The 19,431-nt window shown below is 43.7% G+C and carries 12 protein-coding genes, 1 pseudogene and 1 other annotated feature; of the genes and pseudogenes, 10 read left to right on the plus strand and 3 right to left on the minus strand.

Translation table 11 applies throughout. From position 1 onward, the window contains the following. Window positions 1-60 precede the first annotated feature (60 nt). The 5 genes and pseudogenes from LTAR_RS06880 (at window position 61) to LTAR_RS06900 (ending at window position 3,084) form a co-directional block, all read left to right on the plus strand. Window positions 61-522, plus strand: coding sequence for a PTS sugar transporter subunit IIA (locus LTAR_RS06880; protein WP_062421429.1), 462 nt, complete (start codon window positions 61-63; stop codon window positions 520-522). A gap of 39 nt (window positions 523-561) precedes the next feature. Then, window positions 562-851, plus strand: a pseudogene (locus LTAR_RS06885) (PTS sugar transporter subunit IIB). A 46-nt stretch (window positions 852-897) separates the two neighbouring features. After that, the gene (locus tag LTAR_RS06890) at window positions 898-2,289 is read left to right on the plus strand and encodes a PTS galactitol transporter subunit IIC (protein WP_062421430.1); all 1,392 of its coding nucleotides are present in this window, start codon (window positions 898-900) and stop codon (window positions 2,287-2,289) included. A 105-nt stretch (window positions 2,290-2,394) separates the two neighbouring features. Further along, complete coding sequence (locus LTAR_RS06895) at window positions 2,395-2,796, plus strand: hypothetical protein (RefSeq protein WP_139044436.1); 402 nt, start codon at window positions 2,395-2,397, stop codon at window positions 2,794-2,796. 9 nt (window positions 2,797-2,805) lie between these two features. Next, window positions 2,806-3,084 (plus strand): HPr family phosphocarrier protein, encoded by a 279-nt coding sequence (locus tag LTAR_RS06900; protein ID WP_062421432.1) that lies wholly within the window; start codon window positions 2,806-2,808, stop codon window positions 3,082-3,084. 172 nt (window positions 3,085-3,256) lie between these two features. On the opposite strand, the gene thrS is transcribed toward LTAR_RS06900, so the two are convergent. Further along, window positions 3,257-5,053: a threonine--tRNA ligase gene (thrS, locus tag LTAR_RS06905; protein WP_062421433.1), complete on the minus strand. Its 1,797-nt coding sequence runs from the start codon at window positions 5,051-5,053 to the stop codon at window positions 3,257-3,259. A gap of 35 nt (window positions 5,054-5,088) precedes the next feature. Beyond that, window positions 5,089-5,314 (minus strand) — a binding site (T-box leader). 105 nt (window positions 5,315-5,419) lie between these two features. On the opposite strand from thrS, the gene LTAR_RS06910 reads away from it, so the two are divergent. From LTAR_RS06910 to LTAR_RS06930, 5 genes are all read left to right on the plus strand, one after another. Continuing rightward, complete coding sequence (locus tag LTAR_RS06910; protein WP_139044438.1) at window positions 5,420-7,339, plus strand: hypothetical protein; 1,920 nt, start codon at window positions 5,420-5,422, stop codon at window positions 7,337-7,339. A 118-nt stretch (window positions 7,340-7,457) separates the two neighbouring features. After that, entirely contained in the window at window positions 7,458-7,862 is a 405-nt protein-coding gene (locus LTAR_RS06915; RefSeq protein WP_062421435.1) for a cupin domain-containing protein, read from the plus strand. Window positions 7,863-7,878: 16 nt separating this feature from the next. Continuing rightward, a complete protein-coding gene (locus LTAR_RS06920) occupies window positions 7,879-9,021 on the plus strand; it encodes a RuBisCO large subunit C-terminal-like domain-containing protein (protein ID WP_062421436.1) in 1,143 nt (380 codons plus the stop codon). A 6-nt stretch (window positions 9,022-9,027) separates the two neighbouring features. Continuing rightward, the gene (locus LTAR_RS06925) at window positions 9,028-10,074 is read left to right on the plus strand and encodes a s-methyl-5-thioribose-1-phosphate isomerase (protein ID WP_062421437.1); all 1,047 of its coding nucleotides are present in this window, start codon (window positions 9,028-9,030) and stop codon (window positions 10,072-10,074) included. 470 nt (window positions 10,075-10,544) lie between these two features. Beyond that, the gene (locus tag LTAR_RS06930) at window positions 10,545-11,432 is read left to right on the plus strand and encodes a 1,4-dihydroxy-2-naphthoate polyprenyltransferase (RefSeq protein WP_236686583.1); all 888 of its coding nucleotides are present in this window, start codon (window positions 10,545-10,547) and stop codon (window positions 11,430-11,432) included. A 63-nt stretch (window positions 11,433-11,495) separates the two neighbouring features. Here LTAR_RS06930 and LTAR_RS06935 read toward each other — a convergent pair whose 3' ends face one another. Further along, window positions 11,496-12,299 carry a hypothetical protein gene (locus LTAR_RS06935; protein WP_062531897.1) on the minus strand — a complete coding sequence of 268 codons (804 nt, stop codon included), beginning with the start codon at window positions 12,297-12,299 and terminating at the stop codon, window positions 11,496-11,498. 944 nt (window positions 12,300-13,243) lie between these two features. Continuing rightward, entirely contained in the window at window positions 13,244-19,357 is a 6,114-nt protein-coding gene (locus LTAR_RS06945) for an Ig-like domain-containing alpha-2-macroglobulin family protein (protein ID WP_062421441.1), read from the minus strand. Between the last annotated feature and the right edge of the window lie 74 nt (window positions 19,358-19,431).

Here is a 19,431-nt window from a genome sequence, read left to right on the forward strand (position 1 = left end):
ATGTAAAATTAATGTTGATTAATTAGGAACTTATTTTATTGGAATGGGTTAAGTGTACATATGAGCAATAAATTGCTGCAACTATTAGATAGTGAAGCTGTATGTTTGAAAATGGATGCCCGCGACGCGGCTGATGTTATTGAGAACCTGGGAATTCGTTTGTATATCGACGGGTATGTAAAAGATACCTTTGTTGATGCGGCAATGGCGCGCGAAAAGAAACTTCCTACCGGGTTGCCGTTAGGAGGAGAAGTTAATGCGGCTATTCCACATACTGATGTTATTCATGTGTTAAAACCGGGGGTTGCCATGGCAACTTTGAAACGGCCGGTTATTTTTAAAAACATGATTTCACCCGATGAAGATGTTAATGTGCAGCTTGTTTTCTTGTTATCGTTGGAACAACCTAAATCTCAAATAGAGATGCTGCAGGAAATTGCTAGTGTTTTACAGCGGCCTGAAACTGTTGAAAAATTGATGGCCGCGACTACTTTTGAGGATGTTCAGGCTGCCCTGGCATAACCTGAAGTATTAAAAATTATAACGTGGAGGAATGTGGGTATGGCTGAAAAACCGAAGTTGGTCTTAGTGGCTTGTGGAACGGCTATTGCGACTTCCACCGTAGTTGCTATTGGCATTGAGGAAGCGATGCAGGAACGTGGTGTAAAAGTTACGACCCAGCAGTGCAAGGCAATGGAAGTTCCCAGCTTGGCTGCTAGTGCTGACTTAATTGTCACCACTACCCCTGTTCCCGCGAACCTTGGAAAGCCCGTATCCAAACACTGGCGTTCTTAACCGGTGTTGGAAAGGAGGAGGTTCTGGATCAGATCGAGAAAATTCTGCGCAGTTGAAACTAGGGACTCTCGACACTAAATAACTTGATGTTTGGAGGATTCGATGGATGCATTTTTAGCTGGATTGAAAACTGTAATTGATAGTTTGGGTTCAACGGTTGTCCTGCCTATCTTCATCTTCCTATTGGCATGGGCGATGGGAGCCAAACCCGCCCGCGCATTCCGCGCTGGTGTCACCATCGGTATTGCTTTCATCGGCATTAACCTGGTGATCAACCTGATGTGGGGAAGCCTCTCTGGTGTTGCCCAGGCAATGGTTACCAACACTGGTATCAAACTCGATACCGTTGATGTTGGTTGGCCTTCTGCCGCCGCCATCGCTTTTGGATCGTCCGTTGGTCTATGGGTCATTCCGATCGCATTGCTTGTCAACATTGTTCTTCTGTTCACGAATGTGACCAAGACCCTCAACGTAGACATCTGGAACTTCTGGCACTTCGCCTTCATCGGCTCCCTGATCGTAGCCGCCACCGGCCAGCTCTGGTACGGTTTGGTTGCTGCTGCCATTGCCGCTGCATTTGCTCTGTTCCTGGCTGACTGGACTGCGAAAGCTGTTCAGCACTTCTACGGACTTCCTGGAATTTCCATTCCCCATTTGACCTCAGCCCCTGTCGTTCCGATTGCTATCGGCGTGAACTGGCTGATCGAAAAAATCCCTGGTCTGCGCGATTTGAATGCTGATACTGAAACCATTCAGAAAAAATTCGGCATTCTTGGTGAGCCTATTATTCAGGGTTTGGTCATTGGTCTGATCCTCGGTATCATTGGTTACTATAATGCCGGCGATGCCGCTACCGTTATTTCAAAGGTTCTCCAGTGCGGTATGAACCTGGCGGCTGTTATGTTGCTGCTGCCCCGCATGGTAAAAATCTTGATGGAAGGCCTTATCCCCGTATCAGAAGCTGCCCGCACCTTTATGCAGAAACACTACGGTGGACGTGAATTCTACATTGGTCTGGATTCTGCCATCTTGATTGGCCACCCGGCTGCCATTTCTTCATCCCTGGTACTGGTTCCCCTGGTGATCCTGTTATCCTTCATTCTGCCTGGCAATCATGTTCTCCTGTTTGCCGACCTGGCCATTATCCCGTTTGTTGTGGCCATGTGCGCACCTCTGATGAAGGGTAATGTTGTTCGCATCATCATTGCCGGTTTGATCACTCTTGGTGTCGGCTTCTACTTCGGTACCGGAATGGCAGATCTGTTCACCAGCGCTGCTCAGGCTGCCAAGTTCCAGATGCCTGAAAACGCTGTCAAAATCATCTCCATCGGTGATGGTTTCCTGTGGCCGCCGTTTGTCTTCACCAACCTGGTGAAAGGCCTGGGCGTAGTTGGTCTCGTAATCCTCATCGCTGCCATCGCTGCCCTGTTCTTCTTCTTCTCCAAGAATACTAAGAGCTGGGAAAAAGCCGCCGGCGCTCCTGTAGAAGAATAGTCCTCAGAATATCAACAGAATTATTCAATCTGATTTTATGAATCTCGGATACAATTGGGCGAACCAGATTTTTGGTTCGCCCAATTCATTTTTATGGACAACACCATGAGCATAGTTCAGAGTATTATCCACGGTTTTATTGGAGATTTTGGGATGAAGGTTGGTGATTTGTACTATGCCAACAGTCTGTGGATCAATGGAATTATTCTTTTTTATGCCCTTATTGTTTATATCTCATGGCGCAATTATGAGCGTGTACATGAGGTCATCATTTCTTCCATACTCGAACAATTGGAACCAAAATTAAAAAATTGGAGCAAATCTGAGATCACACGAAACTTGAAATCAGTCAGTATTCCTTGGGATAAGGCACGGAAAACGATAAAAATTCCGTTGCTGGCAAAATCGGGTACCTTTCTACCGAAATTTGCATCTATGGGGACAATTATGGCGTTGTTTCCATCTGATGTATTGATCCAAATTCTGCGAGAAAAGAAAAAAAATTAGGAGGTTGCTTTGTCTGAAGCTAAATTTGTGGTTTCTCATCCAGCTGGTCTGCATGCCCGACCTGCATCTGTTTTTGTGAAAACATGCAATACGTTCCCATGTGATATTAAAGTTAAAAATGTGACAACCAATAGTGCAACCGTTAACGCAAAGAGTGTTTTAGCTGTATTGACTCTGGGAGTTGACTCTGGTCATGAAATCCTTGTCACTGCAAATGGAGACAGGGAAGGTGAGGTATTGACAGCCATTAAAGATTTGATCGATACCAACTTTGGAGAATCTGCCTGAAAAGAAGAGGTTATCTCAAACGTTATTTGTTGCCTTTTTGAGATATCCCAAAGTGGGAAGTAACTTACAAAAGTCGGCGAATATTAGGAGCAAAACCCAATTATTCGCCGACTTTCTTGAATAAAGTGGAAGATGTAAAAACAAATATTAACTTCTGAATACGCTTCTTTTCTTATTTTGCTTCAGAAATGTCTTTTTTGGCCCGTAGGACAAAGTCCGTGTAACCAATAGGTCCCGGGTTTTCACCGCTTCGCAGCCGTAATGCTACCTGGTCTTGCTCCATCTCCTTATCGCCTACTACAAGCATATAGGGAATTTTTTGATTTTGCGCATCGCGAATCTTGGCGTTCATTCGTTCGCTGCGATCATCAACTTCTGAACGAATCCCTTCGGCTTTGAGTTTAATTTGGATGGAGTGTGCGTATTCCAGGTGGCGATCGGCGATGGGAATGATTACTGCCTGGACAGGTGCCAGCCATACAGGAAAGGCTCCAGCGAAATGCTCAATTACTACACCCAGGAATCTTTCGGTTGATCCGGTGACAGCCCGATGGATCACCACGGGAGTATGCTCTGCGCCATCTTCTCCAATATAGGTGAGGCCAAGTCGTGACGGTTGGATGAAGTCCACTTGAATTGTAGAGAGCTGCCAGTCTCTTCCCAAAACATCACGGGCGATAAAATCCGCTTTCGGGCCGTAGAAGGCAGCTTCCCCTTCAGCCTCAAAATATTCCAATCCAGCTTTATCCATGGATGATCGCAATGCGGACTCTGCTTTATCCCATTTCTCGTCATCCTTTACAAATTTTCCGGTCTTACCGCGCAGAGATAATCGTACACGGTAATCTGTAAAGCGATAACGATTTAATACCTCTCGAATCAGATTTAACGCCAGTAGGAACTCACTACCTATTTGATCTGGAGTGCAAAAAGTGTGGCAATCATCCTGTGTCAGTGAACGAACGCGAGTTAGACCGGTCAGTTCGCCGGTTTTTTCATATCGGTACAGAGTGGCAAATTCAGCAAATCGTAACGGTAATTCACGATATGAATGGCGGCCCATTTCTTTGAAAAGCGTCATATGACTTGGGCAATTCATCGGTTTCAAACGGAATGTAATATTTTCATCGACCATCGGCGGGAACATGGCGTCTTTGTAATTATCATAATGCCCCGATTTTCTATATAAATCCTCTTTGACGACATGCCCGGTCCACACATGTTGGTATCCGTATCGAGTCTGGGTTTCTCGTACGTATGATTCCATCACATGACGAAGCATTTCACCTTTGGGGGTGAAAAGGGGAAGACCAGGACCGACATCATCAGAAAAGTAGAACAATCCCAATTCTTTGCCTAGTTTTCGATGGTCACGTTTTTTAGCTTCTTCCTGCTTCCACAAAAATTCTTCCAATTCAGCAGGCGAAGTAAATGCTGTTCCATAGATTCGTTGCAGCATCGGTCGTTTTTCGTCGCCACGCCAGTACGCCCCTGCAACGGTCAATAACTTAATAGCATCAGGATTGATCTGACTGGTTGATTCTACATGAGGTCCTCGGCAGAGGTCTGTAAATGTGTCGTGCGTAAAGGTGGAAATTTCAACTTTATCTGTCATCGGGTTTCCATCTTCATCCAGACCGCCCGATTCTAAGCCATCGATCAACTCAAGTTTAAAAGGTTGATCTTCGAAAAGTTTACGAGCTTCATCGGCTGAGAGTGTCTTTTGGATAAACTTATGGTTTCCCTTGATTATTTTCCGCATCGATTCCTCAATGCCAGAGAGATCTTCCGGAGTCAGGGGGCGAGGCAGATCAAAATCATAATAAAAACCATCATCAATGGCAGGACCAATGGCAATTTTAGCAGTGGGGAATTTTTCCCGAACAGCTTCAGCCATGATATGAGCTGTTGAATGCCGAATTCGGTAAAGTAAAGAATCCTGGTAGCGTACAAATTCTAGTTTTGGCATTTAAACCTCCAAAAAAATAAAAAAAACCTCGCCCCATCCGGGGCGAGAGTTTTACTCACGCGGTTCCACCCAGTTTGGTTGGCTTGCCAACCATCTCATTTTGACGGTAACGGGTCATCCGGCAGCCATATTGAGGTAAAAACCTGTTCAAGCTGCTCACTCGCGGGTGGTTTTCATCTGATTTATTTGAAATCTCTTTCAGCTATTGAGATTTCTCTCTGAAAATCAACGCAGATTACTCGTCCCGGTCATTGTGATGAGCGTATTATAATGAACTCCAGGGGCATTTACAAGCGGATGAGCAGGTTTATCCGTAAAAAGGACAGGATTATCGAAGTGAACAAACAGCTGGAAAATAACCGAACATTGCCACTGATAATCCTAATAGTCACAGGATTGATTATAGGATTTTTCCTGTTTGATGATTATGGTGCCAGTTGGGATGAACCGGATTTATATACGTATGCTGACCAATCTATCCGGGCGTATTCTATTCATGACAGAATCTCAGGACAATTCAGTCTTGACAGTCTTTTAGGACCGGATAACCTTCGACTTTATGGTCCGGCTTACCTGATATTTGGGCGCCTGGTTGTTAATTTGTTCAAATTCTGCCTCCCGGGTGTGTTGGAAATCGATCTCTGGCATTTGGTTAATTTCTGGGTTTACTGGGCCGGGATGATTGTTTTTTACTTATTGTTATTACGCTGGTTCAAACCGCTCGTTTCTTTATTGACTGTTCTACTATTTGCCACACAACCCGTTGTTTTTGGTATTTCGTGGATAGATCCCAAAGATATCCCTTTTATGGTTTTGTTCATTATCAGTCTGTATTTCGGATTGAAGTTGGTGGATAGGCTGTCTGATGCTTTTCGTGATCCTGTTCTAGTTGAAAATCGTAATGATTTATTAGTTTTCAAAAAAGAAACATTGAGGAAACTGAATATTGTCTGTCTTTGTCTGATTTCTCTTTCAATCATAATCTTCCTGTTTTCACCCACGATAGAAAATACAATACGATCAACGATCATGGGAATGCAAGAACGTTCTGAAAGTGACCTGATCTACACAATATTCCATAATCTTGCCAGACAATCTCAAACAGTTCCGTTGAAATCTTATGCAGGAAAAGCAGTCTCCATTTTTTATACTTTTCGTTCGGGTCTTACCTTTCTTTCAATTTTTCTCACTACATTTTCCTTTAGCCTTAAACTTTTCCCCTTATGGATTAACCGACTCATCTTTTTGATTAAATCTGTGAATGCTTCCTATTTTAAAAAAGGAATTCGCAATAAAAATATTTGGACGTTGTCCATTGCCTGTTTTTTTCTGGGTGTAACCACATCAACCAGAGTCTTAGGACCATTAATGGGTATCTTGACTGTCTTGGAACTATGCAGGCACTTCCGATGGAGATCATTACCAATAATTGCTCTTTATTTTATGGGAACGGTAGTGATCACGTACATTTTCTGGCCTTACCTTTGGCAGGATACGATACAGAGATTTATTGACGTTTTCATCCATATGTCAGATAACCCGGTAAGTGTTGGTGTTTTATTCAGGGGAACTGTCTATGATTCAAAGGATTTACCAGCTGATTATTTACCCTGGCTTCTGGGTGTTACTCTGACAATTCCTTCTTTGTTTTTCATTATTACAGGTTTTTTGATATATTGTTTCAGGCTGGTCTCGAAAAAAATCGATATCGGAACATGGATTTTTGTCGCCTGGTTGATGATTCCGTTGGGTTATGTTTTGATATTTCGGCCGGCAATGTATGATAATTACCGGCATTTTCTATTTATTCTTCCTGCTTTGTTCTTTTTCAGTGCCTTATCTTTTGACTCTTTGCTCAATATAAAAAAATCATATTTAATCCAGGTTTTGTGTTTTGTCGCAGCTTTATCAGGATGCTTGGGAATTGTACGAGATCATCCCTATGAATATTCTTTTTATAATTCATTGGTAGGAGGTATGGAAGGCGCAGCAGGAAAATATGAAACCGATTATTGGTTAACGTGTTATCGAGAATTGACAGAGCAGGTAAATAGGAATGAAAGCAATGCCAATAATATATTCGTCGCTTTTGTGCCAAATCTTGTACGCTATTATGCCGATAAACGATTCGAAATAATAAAAGCAAATGATCCATCCTATCCGCCTGACAGTTTGCTTTTCCTTCCTCTCCGGCGAGAAGCATTGTATCAATATCAAGAATTGCCTGTGGCGTATCGAATACAAAATGGGAATGTCACATTATGCCTTGCCAGACGAGTTGAGTAGAAATGATCAAGATGATATATAAAAATGTACATATTAATCAAAATGAGACAATAAAAAGAACAATTAACTGGTAGAATTTAAACATTACTAATATTTTTTATAGAAAGAGGCAAAAGAAATGGCAGTAGTACATCGTTTTATTGGAACAGATACAGCTTTTGATTGGGAAGATGTTCACTCCAAGAAATATGATGACGGAGCAGCCAAAGGAGCAAGTGGCAAGATTTTAATCGGACGTGATGAAGGTGCCGAGCATTTTGTCTTCCGCTATTTCCTGATTCAACCAGGCGGCCATTCTGCCACCCGAGATTATCATGCCCACGTTCACGGCGTCATGATCCTACATGGACATGCCCGCGTTACAATTGAAGACCAGGTTTATGACCTGAAACCGCGTGACCTAATCTTTATCAAACCCTGGGAGCATCATGATCTGGCCGCTGTTGGCGATGAACCTATGGGCTTCCTGTGTGTGATACCGAATAAAGAGATGTTGGCAAAATTGGAAGAAGAAGCAAAATAGGAATAACGAGCGAAATATGAATTTCGATAAATCACTCAATTTATCGGGTGATCTCTTAACGGTTACCTATTCTATCTTTTGTTCTCATGAAGATGCTGTGACCCAGGCGAAGGAAATTTCTGTCGAAAACACGATTGAGTTCCCGTTGGATCTTCTTCCCGAAGGTGACATAAAGAATCATCTGACTGGGAAAGTACTTGAAGTTGAAGAGATTGGTCCCTCTCATAACCGAGTAGTCATTTCATATCCGGTAGAAACGACGGCTGATGAGTTTATCTATGTTCTAAACGTTATGTTTGGAAACGTAAGCATGATGCGCAATGTTAAAGTTGAAAGCTTTGACCTGCCACCTGTACTCTTGCAACATTTCAAAGGTCCGCGTTTTGGACGTATTGGTTTACGCAAACTATTGAATGCAGCGACACGCCCGATGCTATGTGCGGCGCTAAAACCTTTGGGCTCATCGCCAAAAGAATTCGCGGATATTATTCGACTGATGGGACTGGGCGGCATTGATATCGTTAAAGAAGATCACAACATCGGGAACCAGAAATTTGCCCGTTTTAAAGACCGTGTCAAAGCATGTGCAGAAGCCATGCAGGAAGCCAATCAGAAAACCGGGTTCAAGAGCCTTTATATCCCCAATATAAGCGGTCCTGTAACTGAGGTATTGGAGAGAGCTTTATATGCTAAAGAAGTAGGCGCTGGTGGTGTAATGGTTATTCCTGGTCTTGTTGGCCTTGACTTCATACGTGTTCTTTCTGATGACGATTCCTTCGGACTACCTATACTGCATCACCCGGCATTTCATGGAACCTACGTACATAATCCGATCCAGGGTTTTTCTTTTGGATGCTGGTATGGTCAGATTCCGAGGCTGGTAGGTTCAGATGTAACCATTTTCCCCAATTACGGTGGACGCTTCTCATACCCTCGAGAAGGTGTTCAACAAATAATTGATCAGACAAAAGCCCCCATGGGACATATTCGGTCAATTTTCCCTGCGCCTGGTGGTGGTATGACCTTTGAGAATATACCGGATATATTGAAAGTATATGGCCGAGATGTTATGTTTTTGATGGGAGGCGGTCTATTCCGTAACGGACCTGACCTGACAGAAAACTGCCGAAAATTCAGAGAGCTGGTTGAAAGGGTATAAATCTCCATGCCGTATGACTATGCTGACGGATTGGGTTTCCTGATTCATCCCAGGAATGTAGCCCGATATGAAGACGGAAAAGTATTCATCCTTGATCGGCGAATTTATCCGATGAAGGTTGAGTTTACAATCTGCACTGATTATCGAGAGGTTGTTCAAGCCATTCGTGACATGGTGACACAAAGTATGGGACCATGGTTGGCATCTGCCTGTGGAATGGTTCTGGCTGCCCATCAAGTAAAAAACATGAAAGCTCTAGAGGCTGAAGCTTTCATGAAAAAAGCCGCCGACGATTTGGGTCATGCACGTCCTACCACATCCGCTTTTCAGGTAAGACATATGCAGCGAATCCTTAATGTTTCCCTGAAAGCTTTGACTGATGGCAACGATATTGAGAAAGTCACATATGATTTTGTACAAAAAATCCTTGAAGAACGGTATCTGGAAGATCGGAAAATCGGTTCTTTGACCGCCAGTTTACTTCCGCAAAATGTTAGATTGCTGACACAGTGTTTTGCTGAAACCTATATTGGTTATACCTTGTTGGAAGCAAAAAATGCCGGAAAGAATATTTCTTTGATCTGTCCGGAAACCCGGCCATTTCTGCAAGGTGCACGCCTGACGGCCAGCATGGCACAGGAAATGGGAATTCCCGTTACCGTTGTGACAGACAATATGCCTGCTTTCATGATGTCTCAGGGGTTGATAGATGTTTTTGCCTGTGCGGCCGATGTTGTAACTCTGGATGGTTATGCAGTAAACAAAGTTGGAACTTTTCAAATTGCCATCGCAGCCCATTATCATAAGATTCCCTGTTACATTCTAAGGAATCCTTCTCTCTCTGAACCAAATATCAATGGAGTTGAAATTGAACTTCGTGATCCGGAAGAAAGCCTGAAAGCATTGGGAACCAAGACAGTAAAAGAAGGCGTGAAAGGCTATTATCCGGCATTCGATATCACTCCACCGACCTTAATCAGCGGGATAGTGACTTCATTGGGTGTGTTTTCACCCTTTGATTTGAAAAATCACTTTAGACCAGTTATTGAGTAAGAAACGAGCGCTGAAAGGCGCTCGTTTCATGCAATTTTGAAAGTGATTTGCTCAAAACATGACTCTGTATTATTCTAGATATGGAATATCTTTTATTTCGTCTTTATTTGATTTTCCGTTGAAGTAGTATTTAATCTATGGTAAGTGAATAATTCTTGCTTACAGGAAAGGAGGATTGGGATGGTTTTTCACGAAAGTGAAAGGGGACAGGGGCTTGTAGAATACGCCTTAATTTTCCTTATGGTAGTACTTATTGTCATTGTATTAATCCCCTACATAGCTCCCTGGGTAAATTCAGCGTATAACAATGTCATCAATAATTTGTAAAGTAATATATGCGTAGTTCATAAACAGGCAGTGTCCAAAAACACTGTCTGTTTATTTAAAGAGAAACCACCAATACCAGTATAATTTATGGGTTTCCCATAATTAGATGCGTTGATGGGTGAAATATGGAAGCAAACAAATCAATGCCAGCATATCAAATATGGTGGCTGGCTGCTCGTCCTAAAACTTTGCCGGCTGCCGCGGCGCCGGTTATCGCAGCAACGGCATTGGCATTCCATGATGGATTTCTGCAGCCTTTGGTTGCATTGGCTTGTTTGCTGACCGCTTTATTGCTGCAAATCGCAGCGAATCTGGCCAATGACTTGTTTGATTTTCAACGGGGTACAGACACAAACGAACGGCTTGGTCCTCTTCGGGTAACCCAGGCGGGTTTGCTTTCAGCCAGTCAGATTAAAACTGGAATGGCTGTTTGTTTCTTACTGGCTGCATTTTTGGGAATTTATGTTTCCATTTTAAGCAGTTGGCACATTTTATTGATCGGGATTGCCGCGATTATTGCTGCTCTGGCTTATTCCGGTGGTCCAATACCATATGGTTATTATGGACTTGGAGAACTGGGCGTTTTTCTTTTTTTCGGGTTGGCAGCAGTGTGCGGAACATACTTCGGGCAGACAAAGACAATCACAACAGCAAGTATTTTGATATCCATATCCATGGGATGTCTGTCAACGGCCATTCTGGTTGTCAACAATCTCCGTGATATCGCAACAGATCGCCTTGCAGGAAAAAAGACGTTGTCTGTAATTTTTGGAGAATCCTTTACGCGTTATGAATATTTCAATTTATTGGTTGTTGCTTTTATCATCCCAATCATTCTTTGCGTGAAAGGATTGACAACTCCATACGTTCTGGTGTCATTTTTATCCATTCCAATGGCTCTACGAACAGGGAGAAAAGTTTACCAATCACATGGACGAGCACTAAACCAGGTACTGGCTGAAACAGGTCAATTGGAATTGATTTTTGCCCTGTTTATTGGACTTGGGTTTATTTTAGATAAAGTAATATAACAAAAATCCCGATGTGCCAAATTGGCAGATCGGGATTTCATACTTCTATGCAAAATTAAAGTACTATTGAGCTGGATGGACGTTCAGATTCAAATAAGAAATGCTCATTGGAACTTTTGAATGAGATACACCACCCATACCCACAAGGCCACCCGAAGTAAGGCGTGTGTCTTCAACACTTGTGATCTCTTGACCGTTGACAGAAACTGTTAATTTATTGCCCTGGCAACGTCCTTCAATACGGTTCGGTTGATCACGGAATAATTCAACGGAAAGTTTGGCATAGGCCAGACGTGTATACGGATTTTGATATACGTCTTTCCGTTCAAAATAATAAATTACAGCGGCTCTTTCAAAATGGATAACTCGAAACTCATACCATTTATTGCGTGATGTCGGATCAACCCGGCAAACAACAGATGCTTCTGAACTTTGCGTTGTATCCATATTGTACGTTGTTTCAACAGTAACATCTGCCGGCATTTCCTTCTGGTAGAACGTATACAGGTAGGTTTCAGGGTCAGCAAAATCATATTTCAAGGTATCTGCGTTTACAGATACACCGAAATTATGCTTTACCAGTGACGCATCCATAGGATCTGACCAATACTCTGCATTCGGATACGTAAAATTGGAACCAAATTCCTCCATCAATGTGCCGGGGGGAAGGACAGTGGGGGTGGGTTCAGGCAGTGGGGTTTCAGTGGGTGGAGCCGGTGTAGGAGCGATAGCCGTTAATGTTGCCGCCATCATGGTGCCAACCAGTGCATTAAGGTCAGGTGTAGGGACAGGGGGTGGGGTAGGCTGAGTGGAGCAGCTGGTACTCAACACTGCCAAAAATACTAGTGAGGTTAAAATTTTCTTCATGAGATTCGTTAATTCCTGGTCAAAAAAACGTGTGATGAGTTAATGGGTAGTATTATAGCAAACTACGTAAATCAATCCGGATAAATGAGGATACCAATTTTCAGGTTGAGAGGATGATGTTCAATCTGGCTTTTTGAGTATGAATTACATTCAGATCAAGGATGGGAGATACGAGGTAAATGGAGAAATCAGCCCAGATCCGATTCTTCTCTGCCACCGGAAAAACCGAGAAAATCGTTCAAGCTTTTTCTGAAGGCTAAATTACAAGACACACTTTGTGAATTTGTCACAAATTAATTCGAGGCAGACTGTTCTGCCCGTCGACTGTGATATCGAGATACTTGCTTCGCCAGTTTTTGGTAAATGTATACCTTCATTTATTTATGAAATACCAACGGTTGGCTCGAATTAACAATTTCAGATTGATTGGAGCCGGTATTATTATTGCTGAACATACATATTGCACTTCTATAAATCAGGTGGGAATTGGGCGGCCAAATGTTGATGATCTTTACCAGGCTGGTCTTCTGGGAAAACTGGTACGAGAAAAACTGGAATCAAAAAATCTCTCCACGATCAATCTGCCAGAATCAAATTTGCCGATTTTTATTAAGAAGTTTCCACAGAGAGGGACTCGTTTTATTGTCAGACAGCCTGAAGCAGATCAACAACGATGCCGGCATTGCGGTCTTTGTGCAAAAAGGTGCCTGGTTCAAGCTATTAATCCTGAATCTCTTCAAATTGACGAAACAAAATGCATACGTTGTATGGCCTGCAAGAGCTGCTGCTCATCATCAGCAAGAAAGATGGAATTTTACAATAAGGTTATTGATAAAACATTCGGTTTGATTGGTCATCGCAAGAAAAAAACCAGATTTTTGTTTAAAAGAAAACAACCGCCTGACGATGCATGTCAGACGGTTGTTTTAAAATTTGATGTATGTTTATTCCACTACAACCTTGTCACTGCCGCTGCGACCAAATACTTCGGGAGAGTACATCTCTTCCGCCTTGGTCGGAGGAACTATGAATTCTCCCGGTGTTGTGGCGCGGGTAATATACGAGTATTCATACACTCCATCCCAAAGTAAGGATGTAAAAACCTCTGCGCGTTCATCACGTAGATTCTGATGGTCAAACCAGTTCCAGTGCCACCACCAGCTGTATCGGGGCATCAGCGTTCCTGTTGTCAGGCCTTCGTTTCCGGTTATTGCCAATGAGGGGTTAATGATTTCCAGACCGGCGGGTAGCGGGTCAACCAGTGCCACATGATACCGTCGATTATCTGCAATCATTGTCAGGTGGACTTTGACTTTAGCACCAGCCTTGATAAACCAGGTCCCATCCGGTCCGCGGCGAACATCATCTGGATTATCAATCGCCTCGTATTTCCTTTCGACGACAAAACCCATATCCAGAGGATCAAGAGTAAGGTTAGTGGGAACATAGGACAAACCAAGACGGTAATACAGGCGTCCAGAGCCTTCCTTATTGAGAACCAAATCACGGGTTTCATTTGTTGGGATTTGATCGAGAAGGTAATTCATTGGAATATTCGATTCCTGCCGTTCAGTTGAACGACCACGAAAATCTTGGCTGCCAGCATACCCATCACCCAACCATATTCTTGCGACAAAATCAGGGGTCTGGTTCTCGTAGGTATTGAAATAACGATCCAATGTGAGCAGGACAAAAACATTTTCCTGAGTGCTGCCCCAACGTCCTTTAGTACGGTGGGCTAACAAACCATTCACCACCTTGGGTATCAGGTCAGACTGGGGATTGTCAATCATCAGAGCTTCCAATAAGATTGCATCGGTTCTACGATCGGATCCTAACAGTAAGTAATTTTGATCATCATAATCTGTGGTGAAATTGGCTGCACCGGCTGTTTCAACAACTCGATTGTTGACCAATGTACGAATAGCCGTAATCTTGTTTGAATCAGCCGACGAATCGGATAAAACGGTCCACAGCCAACCAATTGAATCGAGAGGAAGGTTTTCAAGACCAGCCTGGTCAATAATCGATGCCGCTTTTGAAGAATCCCTGTCACCCATCAAATTGCGGACATACAGCGCATAAGATGAGAGCACCCAGCGGGTTCTCTGGCTGTACCAGGCAGGATAGTGGCTTTCAATCTGCTGGAGATAACCCAATGCCTGAGATAGCATTTCCGGTGGAACGTCAAATCCTTTGAGTTTAGCCCGTTGAAGAGCATGTGCGGCATGAATTGTATTAAAGGGGATGGACTCTTGCCCATGCCGCCAGTAGGGGAAGCCTCCGTCAGAATTCTGAAGGCTTTGCAGCCGGGTGATATCGCGCTGTATGGCATTTTCCATGTCAGCTGGAGATGGCATATCTTTGGCTTCAAAGGCTGTGAGAACATCCCTTAAGGCGGCAACACCCAAAATACGGGAAGATAACTGTTCACTGCATTCAAAGGGATAAGAAACCAGATATATCACGGCATCTGTTAACGCCTGCAAAGCTGTTGAGGACGTATTGATCTCTAATCCACCATATTGCGGATAGACATCGGTTGGAGAAGCAATAGGTTGAACTACAGACCCTTTATCCACCACTCCATATGTGGCAAAAGCTTCTGTGGTTGCCGGTGTGTAAACTGGTAATTCTATTGTGGCAGCATCACTGAAATTCCCGGCGACCGCCGCAACCTGAAGAGTAACTTTTCCAGCAAAGGATGTTTTCGCTGGAAAACGGACTTCCACCCGATTGCGTGCCGGTACAGTCAGTCGTTCTCCGCGGGATTTCGTAAAATCAAGATTGGCAGCCCGAACCGCAACAGACACCTGCATATCTGCATCAGTTTGATTTTGAAGAACAATAGGTAATTCAAACTGATCTCCGAAATTTAAGAAGCGAGGAGCCGAAGGGCGTACCATAAGGGGAAGGCGAGCCGTCAGACTAGATTCGCCGATTCCAAAACTTTTTCCATCTTTAGATACTGCCACTGCCATAATCCGATAACGTGTCAGATTATCCGGAAGCTTAACCGGTATTGAAACCACCCCATTATTATCTGTGATGGCAGTCGGTGAAAATGCCGCCAAAGGATTGAAATCTGAGCGGATGCGTATAGGTGCAGGAGTAGAAGGAGCAGCTGCATATGGGGCTGCTTCCATTATTGGCGCGGCCGGCATCAATCCCATGGTTGGCATGGGAGCTCCGGTATCCATGCTTTCCGCACCTCCCTTGGCCATCATTTCACGTTTGGTCGTTTGAGCAAGAACCATCGGATCGGCAAGAATAATACTTGACCGTCCATAGGTAGCATTGAAACCGGAAGGTCTCTCTGAATAAAACCATGACACAGGATCTGATAATGAGTAATTCGTCAAAGACAGAATGGCTTCATCTACAACCACTATAGCCACTTCAGCATTCTGGACTGGGTTCCCCTGTTGGTCTGATAAGGCAACTTGAACGGAGGTTTCTTTTCCAGGTTCCAACTCTTTTTCAGCCGGTGTAGCTACCAGTTTAAGTTCTCTTTGCACCGGAGGAATTTTTAGATTCAGGCTACCCGTTGCATAAGCCGTACGATTGGGGGCATCCGATATTACTTTGCCATTATCATCCAGACGAGGTGTGGACCCAGTAATATCTACCTGGATATGTACATTGGGCAAATAGGCTTCTTTAATGGGCACCTGAAGGGTGACGGTGTCCTTATCGATATGGAACGGTTCAGAATAAAGGAAACCGTTTCGGCTTACAGTCATAACACCATCGGCCGGGGAAAAGGGCGGTTGGACCAGAATCTGGGCATTATCACCGGGTAAATACGTCTCTTTATCCGGTATCAATGTGACTGATTCCTGCTCTACCTTCCGGGCAGGTGGACGCTTGCCGCCGCTAACCCAGCGGGTCAGGTCAGTTTTATTGATACGACCTTTTTCATCGCTGACAGTTGCAGTAATTCGGTATGAACCTCCCAGAGGTGTCTGGAATGTACAGGTTCCCGGTTCCAATTTTGACGATTCACTACATTTTTGGGTATCAACTTCTTCTTCAACCCAATGTCCATTTTTATATTTCCATTCAAGACGGGAAGCCTGAATATTGACCAACCGGTCTTCCACTGCCTTACCATCAATATCGGTAACGATGAATTCTATATTCAGTGGTGTGCCTTTTTCCACAAAATACCGGTTACTCTTAAGACCAACATACAATGTGGCAGGATGAACCAGCATACTCGTAGAACTGGTCCAGGCTTGCCGATTGACATCCATTACGGTTGCCTGTGCCGAAACTGTTATTGGACGGGCGGATGAATTCTTTTCAAAATTTATTTTCAGATAATGGGTTCCAGTTGCATCGGTTGTCCCACTAAATGTTTCTACTTTTTTCTCACTGCCTTTTCTAAAATATCCAACGGGTGATTCAAATGATTCTGTCGTATTTATCCACCAGGGTGTCCAGGAACCAAAGGTGAAGTCAGACCAATTCGGTGGGCTATAACTGGACGGAGTGGTTGAAACCTGCCAGGTTACATCCGCATTTGGAAGGGCACCTCCGGCATAATATTTTGCTTCGACTACTGCTATGGCGGATTCACCTGCAAGATACGGCCCGGGTGTGTCATTACGCGCTGTCACTTCAAATTCAGGCCGGCGAAATTCCTGAATGCTGAAACTATGTGTATACGATGTGTTCGACAGATTTGTAAGTGGACCTATGCCCTGCAGGTTGATCTGGGCATTCCCCAGATTGGTTTCCTGTGGAATGGTGAATGTAAAGTCAAAACCACCCAGAATGTCAACCTCAGCCAGCCCTTTACCAATTTCATTCCCCTGAGGTTCTATGATGGAATACGAGATGTCGTTCACATCATTCGTTGCCAGTGTTACATCACCGGTCTGAGACCCACCAATACGCCGCAGCCAGCCTTTTATATGTACTTCTTCACCGGGTTTATACATCTTCCTGTCATCAAAGACATACCAGCGCAATTCATCTGTGACTGGATATGATTGCCAGGAATCGTTGCCCCAAAAGTTGATGTTTTTTGGCAGAATGGCAATATCTGACCATTGACTGGCGGTCAGGTAGGTTGCCTCGTTGGGTATGTCTATAGTCGTTAATCCTGATTCTCCTGACTTGATTTGAAGAGATTGTCCATCGGATGAAATGTTCGCCCCTTCAATTGGAGATCCATCGGCAAGATTTGTTGTCCAAATCGTCATTTTATTCTGATCGGCGAATGCGTCCAATCCGATATGGGTAACCTGTACCCAAACCTGGATTGTGCGCCAATAATCTTCTTTTTCGAGCAAACCGAGGTGCGGCTTCACAATCATAATAAATTGGCCGAATTCACCGGTCATGAAAGGTTTTAATTTGATTGCAGTTTCTGTCAACACATCGTCTGTAAATTTGACATCAATTGTCTTGTCAAAAACTTTTTTGCCTGGGATAGAAAAATTCTTATCTGATTGTTGATAATTCTGAAGGTACTTTATATATGCTGGCCAGTCAGATGGTTTTACACTGAAAATCTGGACATCCAATCGGGAATAATTGATGGAATAAATGGAGAGGGCTGGATCCTTGGAAGCTGGATCCAATGTTATGAAGTTTTGTCCAGGGCCAACCAGAGTTTTTTCTGCCTGTCCAATTTTGAAGGATAGGCTGGTATCTTTACCCAATTTCTGACCAAAGACATCTTGAAGATTTGCGCTCAAAACGGCAGAGTAGGTGGATCTTCCCTTTGTTTCCCCTTCAATTGTGATAGTATCACCGACAATGTTGGCGGATACACCGGGAATCTCGGGTTGAATTTTTAACATTCCATCCTGGAAGGATTTTTCATCAATCGGATTATTGAACCGGATATAGAGTGGTGTTAACGGTGGACAATTGGAACCACCCCATGAACATCCATGTTCAATTACTTTTAAGGGTGAATAGGTTCGAAAACTAAAAGATTGGACTTCTTTAGACGTCAATGGTCCCTCTACAGAGGGAGTATTGGGACCGACTGTGATGTTGATATCTGAGTCCAAAGGAAGGGGTTGAGATGCCTGAAAGACCATCCAACGGCCTTCCTGTGCGTTCTTCACCAAACCAGATATCCGTGAATCAGATTTCCAATCTGAATCTGAGCTAAGCTTAGTATCAACAGGTTTCCCGTTGGCCGTCAGCGTAATGGTTTTTAAAACAGAAGCGGGATCAATACGTTGATCAAACGATAAAAATACCAGAGAATTCTGAGGTTGGCTGCTTCCTTCTGGATAATGGGTGACCAGTTTTACCGGTGGTGTTGTAAATTTCCACTCAACAGACTTTTGTAGTACACCTCCAGTTTGAGATGTTGTACCGGCAGGAATAATGACGAAGTATTCTGTTGACTTTGGCAATCGATCAATCAAACTGGAATCGTAGTTAAAAGTTAATGTCTTCGTGCCAATCCACCGCCAAATCCCGGGTAGGTCGGGTTTAATTTGAACAGGGACATCCTTGCTGCTCAGGTCGCCAATTGTTGTCAACGGAACCATTGGTTGGTTGAAAGTGACACTAATGAAGGGCGCTACAGGTATTTCTCCTTCGGGAGAAAAACGTAAAACTTCGAGCGGACCAGCCTCGGTTTTTTCGGTTGGGGATACTTTCTCAGATGGCGGGAAAGGCTGTGAAACCGTGTCACCGGTTCGAGGAGGCGGTACCAATCCCTGAGGGAGTTTGAAATCCGTCTGTTGTGTCTCATCGACAGGCAAAGCAGGAAGGCGGGCAAGGATATCATCGATTTCAACATCGGTAAGGTTTTCACTTACAGCTGTTGGAAGTACCTGAACAGGTTGTGTTTGAGGTTGTCCTTCATTCAATGTCATAGGTTGGCTGGATATACTTTCATCCATGGGTGTTTGTTCTCCATTTGGCTGAGGAGTTGAATTCTTAACAGGTACGGGTTGGGCAGTGACATTTTGAGAGGTATTCAATCCGGGAAAATTGCATCCGGTGATCATTACTGTTGCCAGTAGAAAAAATAAAAAAATCGTGATGCAAAGGAATACTCTTTTTCGCGTCACATTAGCCATATCACAACCCTCTTTTCTTCTTCTCTGAAAATCCGATTTAATTGTATATCGCAATGTGTAGACGGAAAAATGGG

The sequence above is a fragment of the Leptolinea tardivitalis genome (genome assembly GCF_001050275.1).
GTDB classification, from domain to species: domain Bacteria; phylum Chloroflexota; class Anaerolineae; order Anaerolineales; family Anaerolineaceae; genus Leptolinea; species Leptolinea tardivitalis.

Bases quoted from the DNA above. Each gene is read 5' to 3' on its own strand.
- LTAR_RS06880 (WP_062421429.1), top strand. From the start codon at position 61: ATGAGCAATAAATTGCTGCAACTATTAGATAGTGAAGCTGTATGTTTG.
- LTAR_RS06890 (WP_062421430.1), top strand. From the start codon at position 898: ATGGATGCATTTTTAGCTGGATTGAAAACTGTAATTGATAGTTTGGGT.
- LTAR_RS06895 (WP_139044436.1), top strand. From the start codon at position 2,395: ATGAGCATAGTTCAGAGTATTATCCACGGTTTTATTGGAGATTTTGGG.
- thrS (WP_062421433.1), bottom strand. From the start codon at position 5,053: ATGCCAAAACTAGAATTTGTACGCTACCAGGATTCTTTACTTTACCGA.
- LTAR_RS06915 (WP_062421435.1), top strand. From the start codon at position 7,458: ATGGCAGTAGTACATCGTTTTATTGGAACAGATACAGCTTTTGATTGG.
- LTAR_RS06920 (WP_062421436.1), top strand. From the start codon at position 7,879: ATGAATTTCGATAAATCACTCAATTTATCGGGTGATCTCTTAACGGTT.
- LTAR_RS06925 (WP_062421437.1), top strand. From the start codon at position 9,028: ATGCCGTATGACTATGCTGACGGATTGGGTTTCCTGATTCATCCCAGG.
- LTAR_RS06930 (WP_236686583.1), top strand. From the start codon at position 10,545: ATGCCAGCATATCAAATATGGTGGCTGGCTGCTCGTCCTAAAACTTTG.
- LTAR_RS06935 (WP_062531897.1), bottom strand. From the start codon at position 12,299: ATGAAGAAAATTTTAACCTCACTAGTATTTTTGGCAGTGTTGAGTACC.
- LTAR_RS06945 (WP_062421441.1), bottom strand. From the start codon at position 19,357: ATGGCTAATGTGACGCGAAAAAGAGTATTCCTTTGCATCACGATTTTT.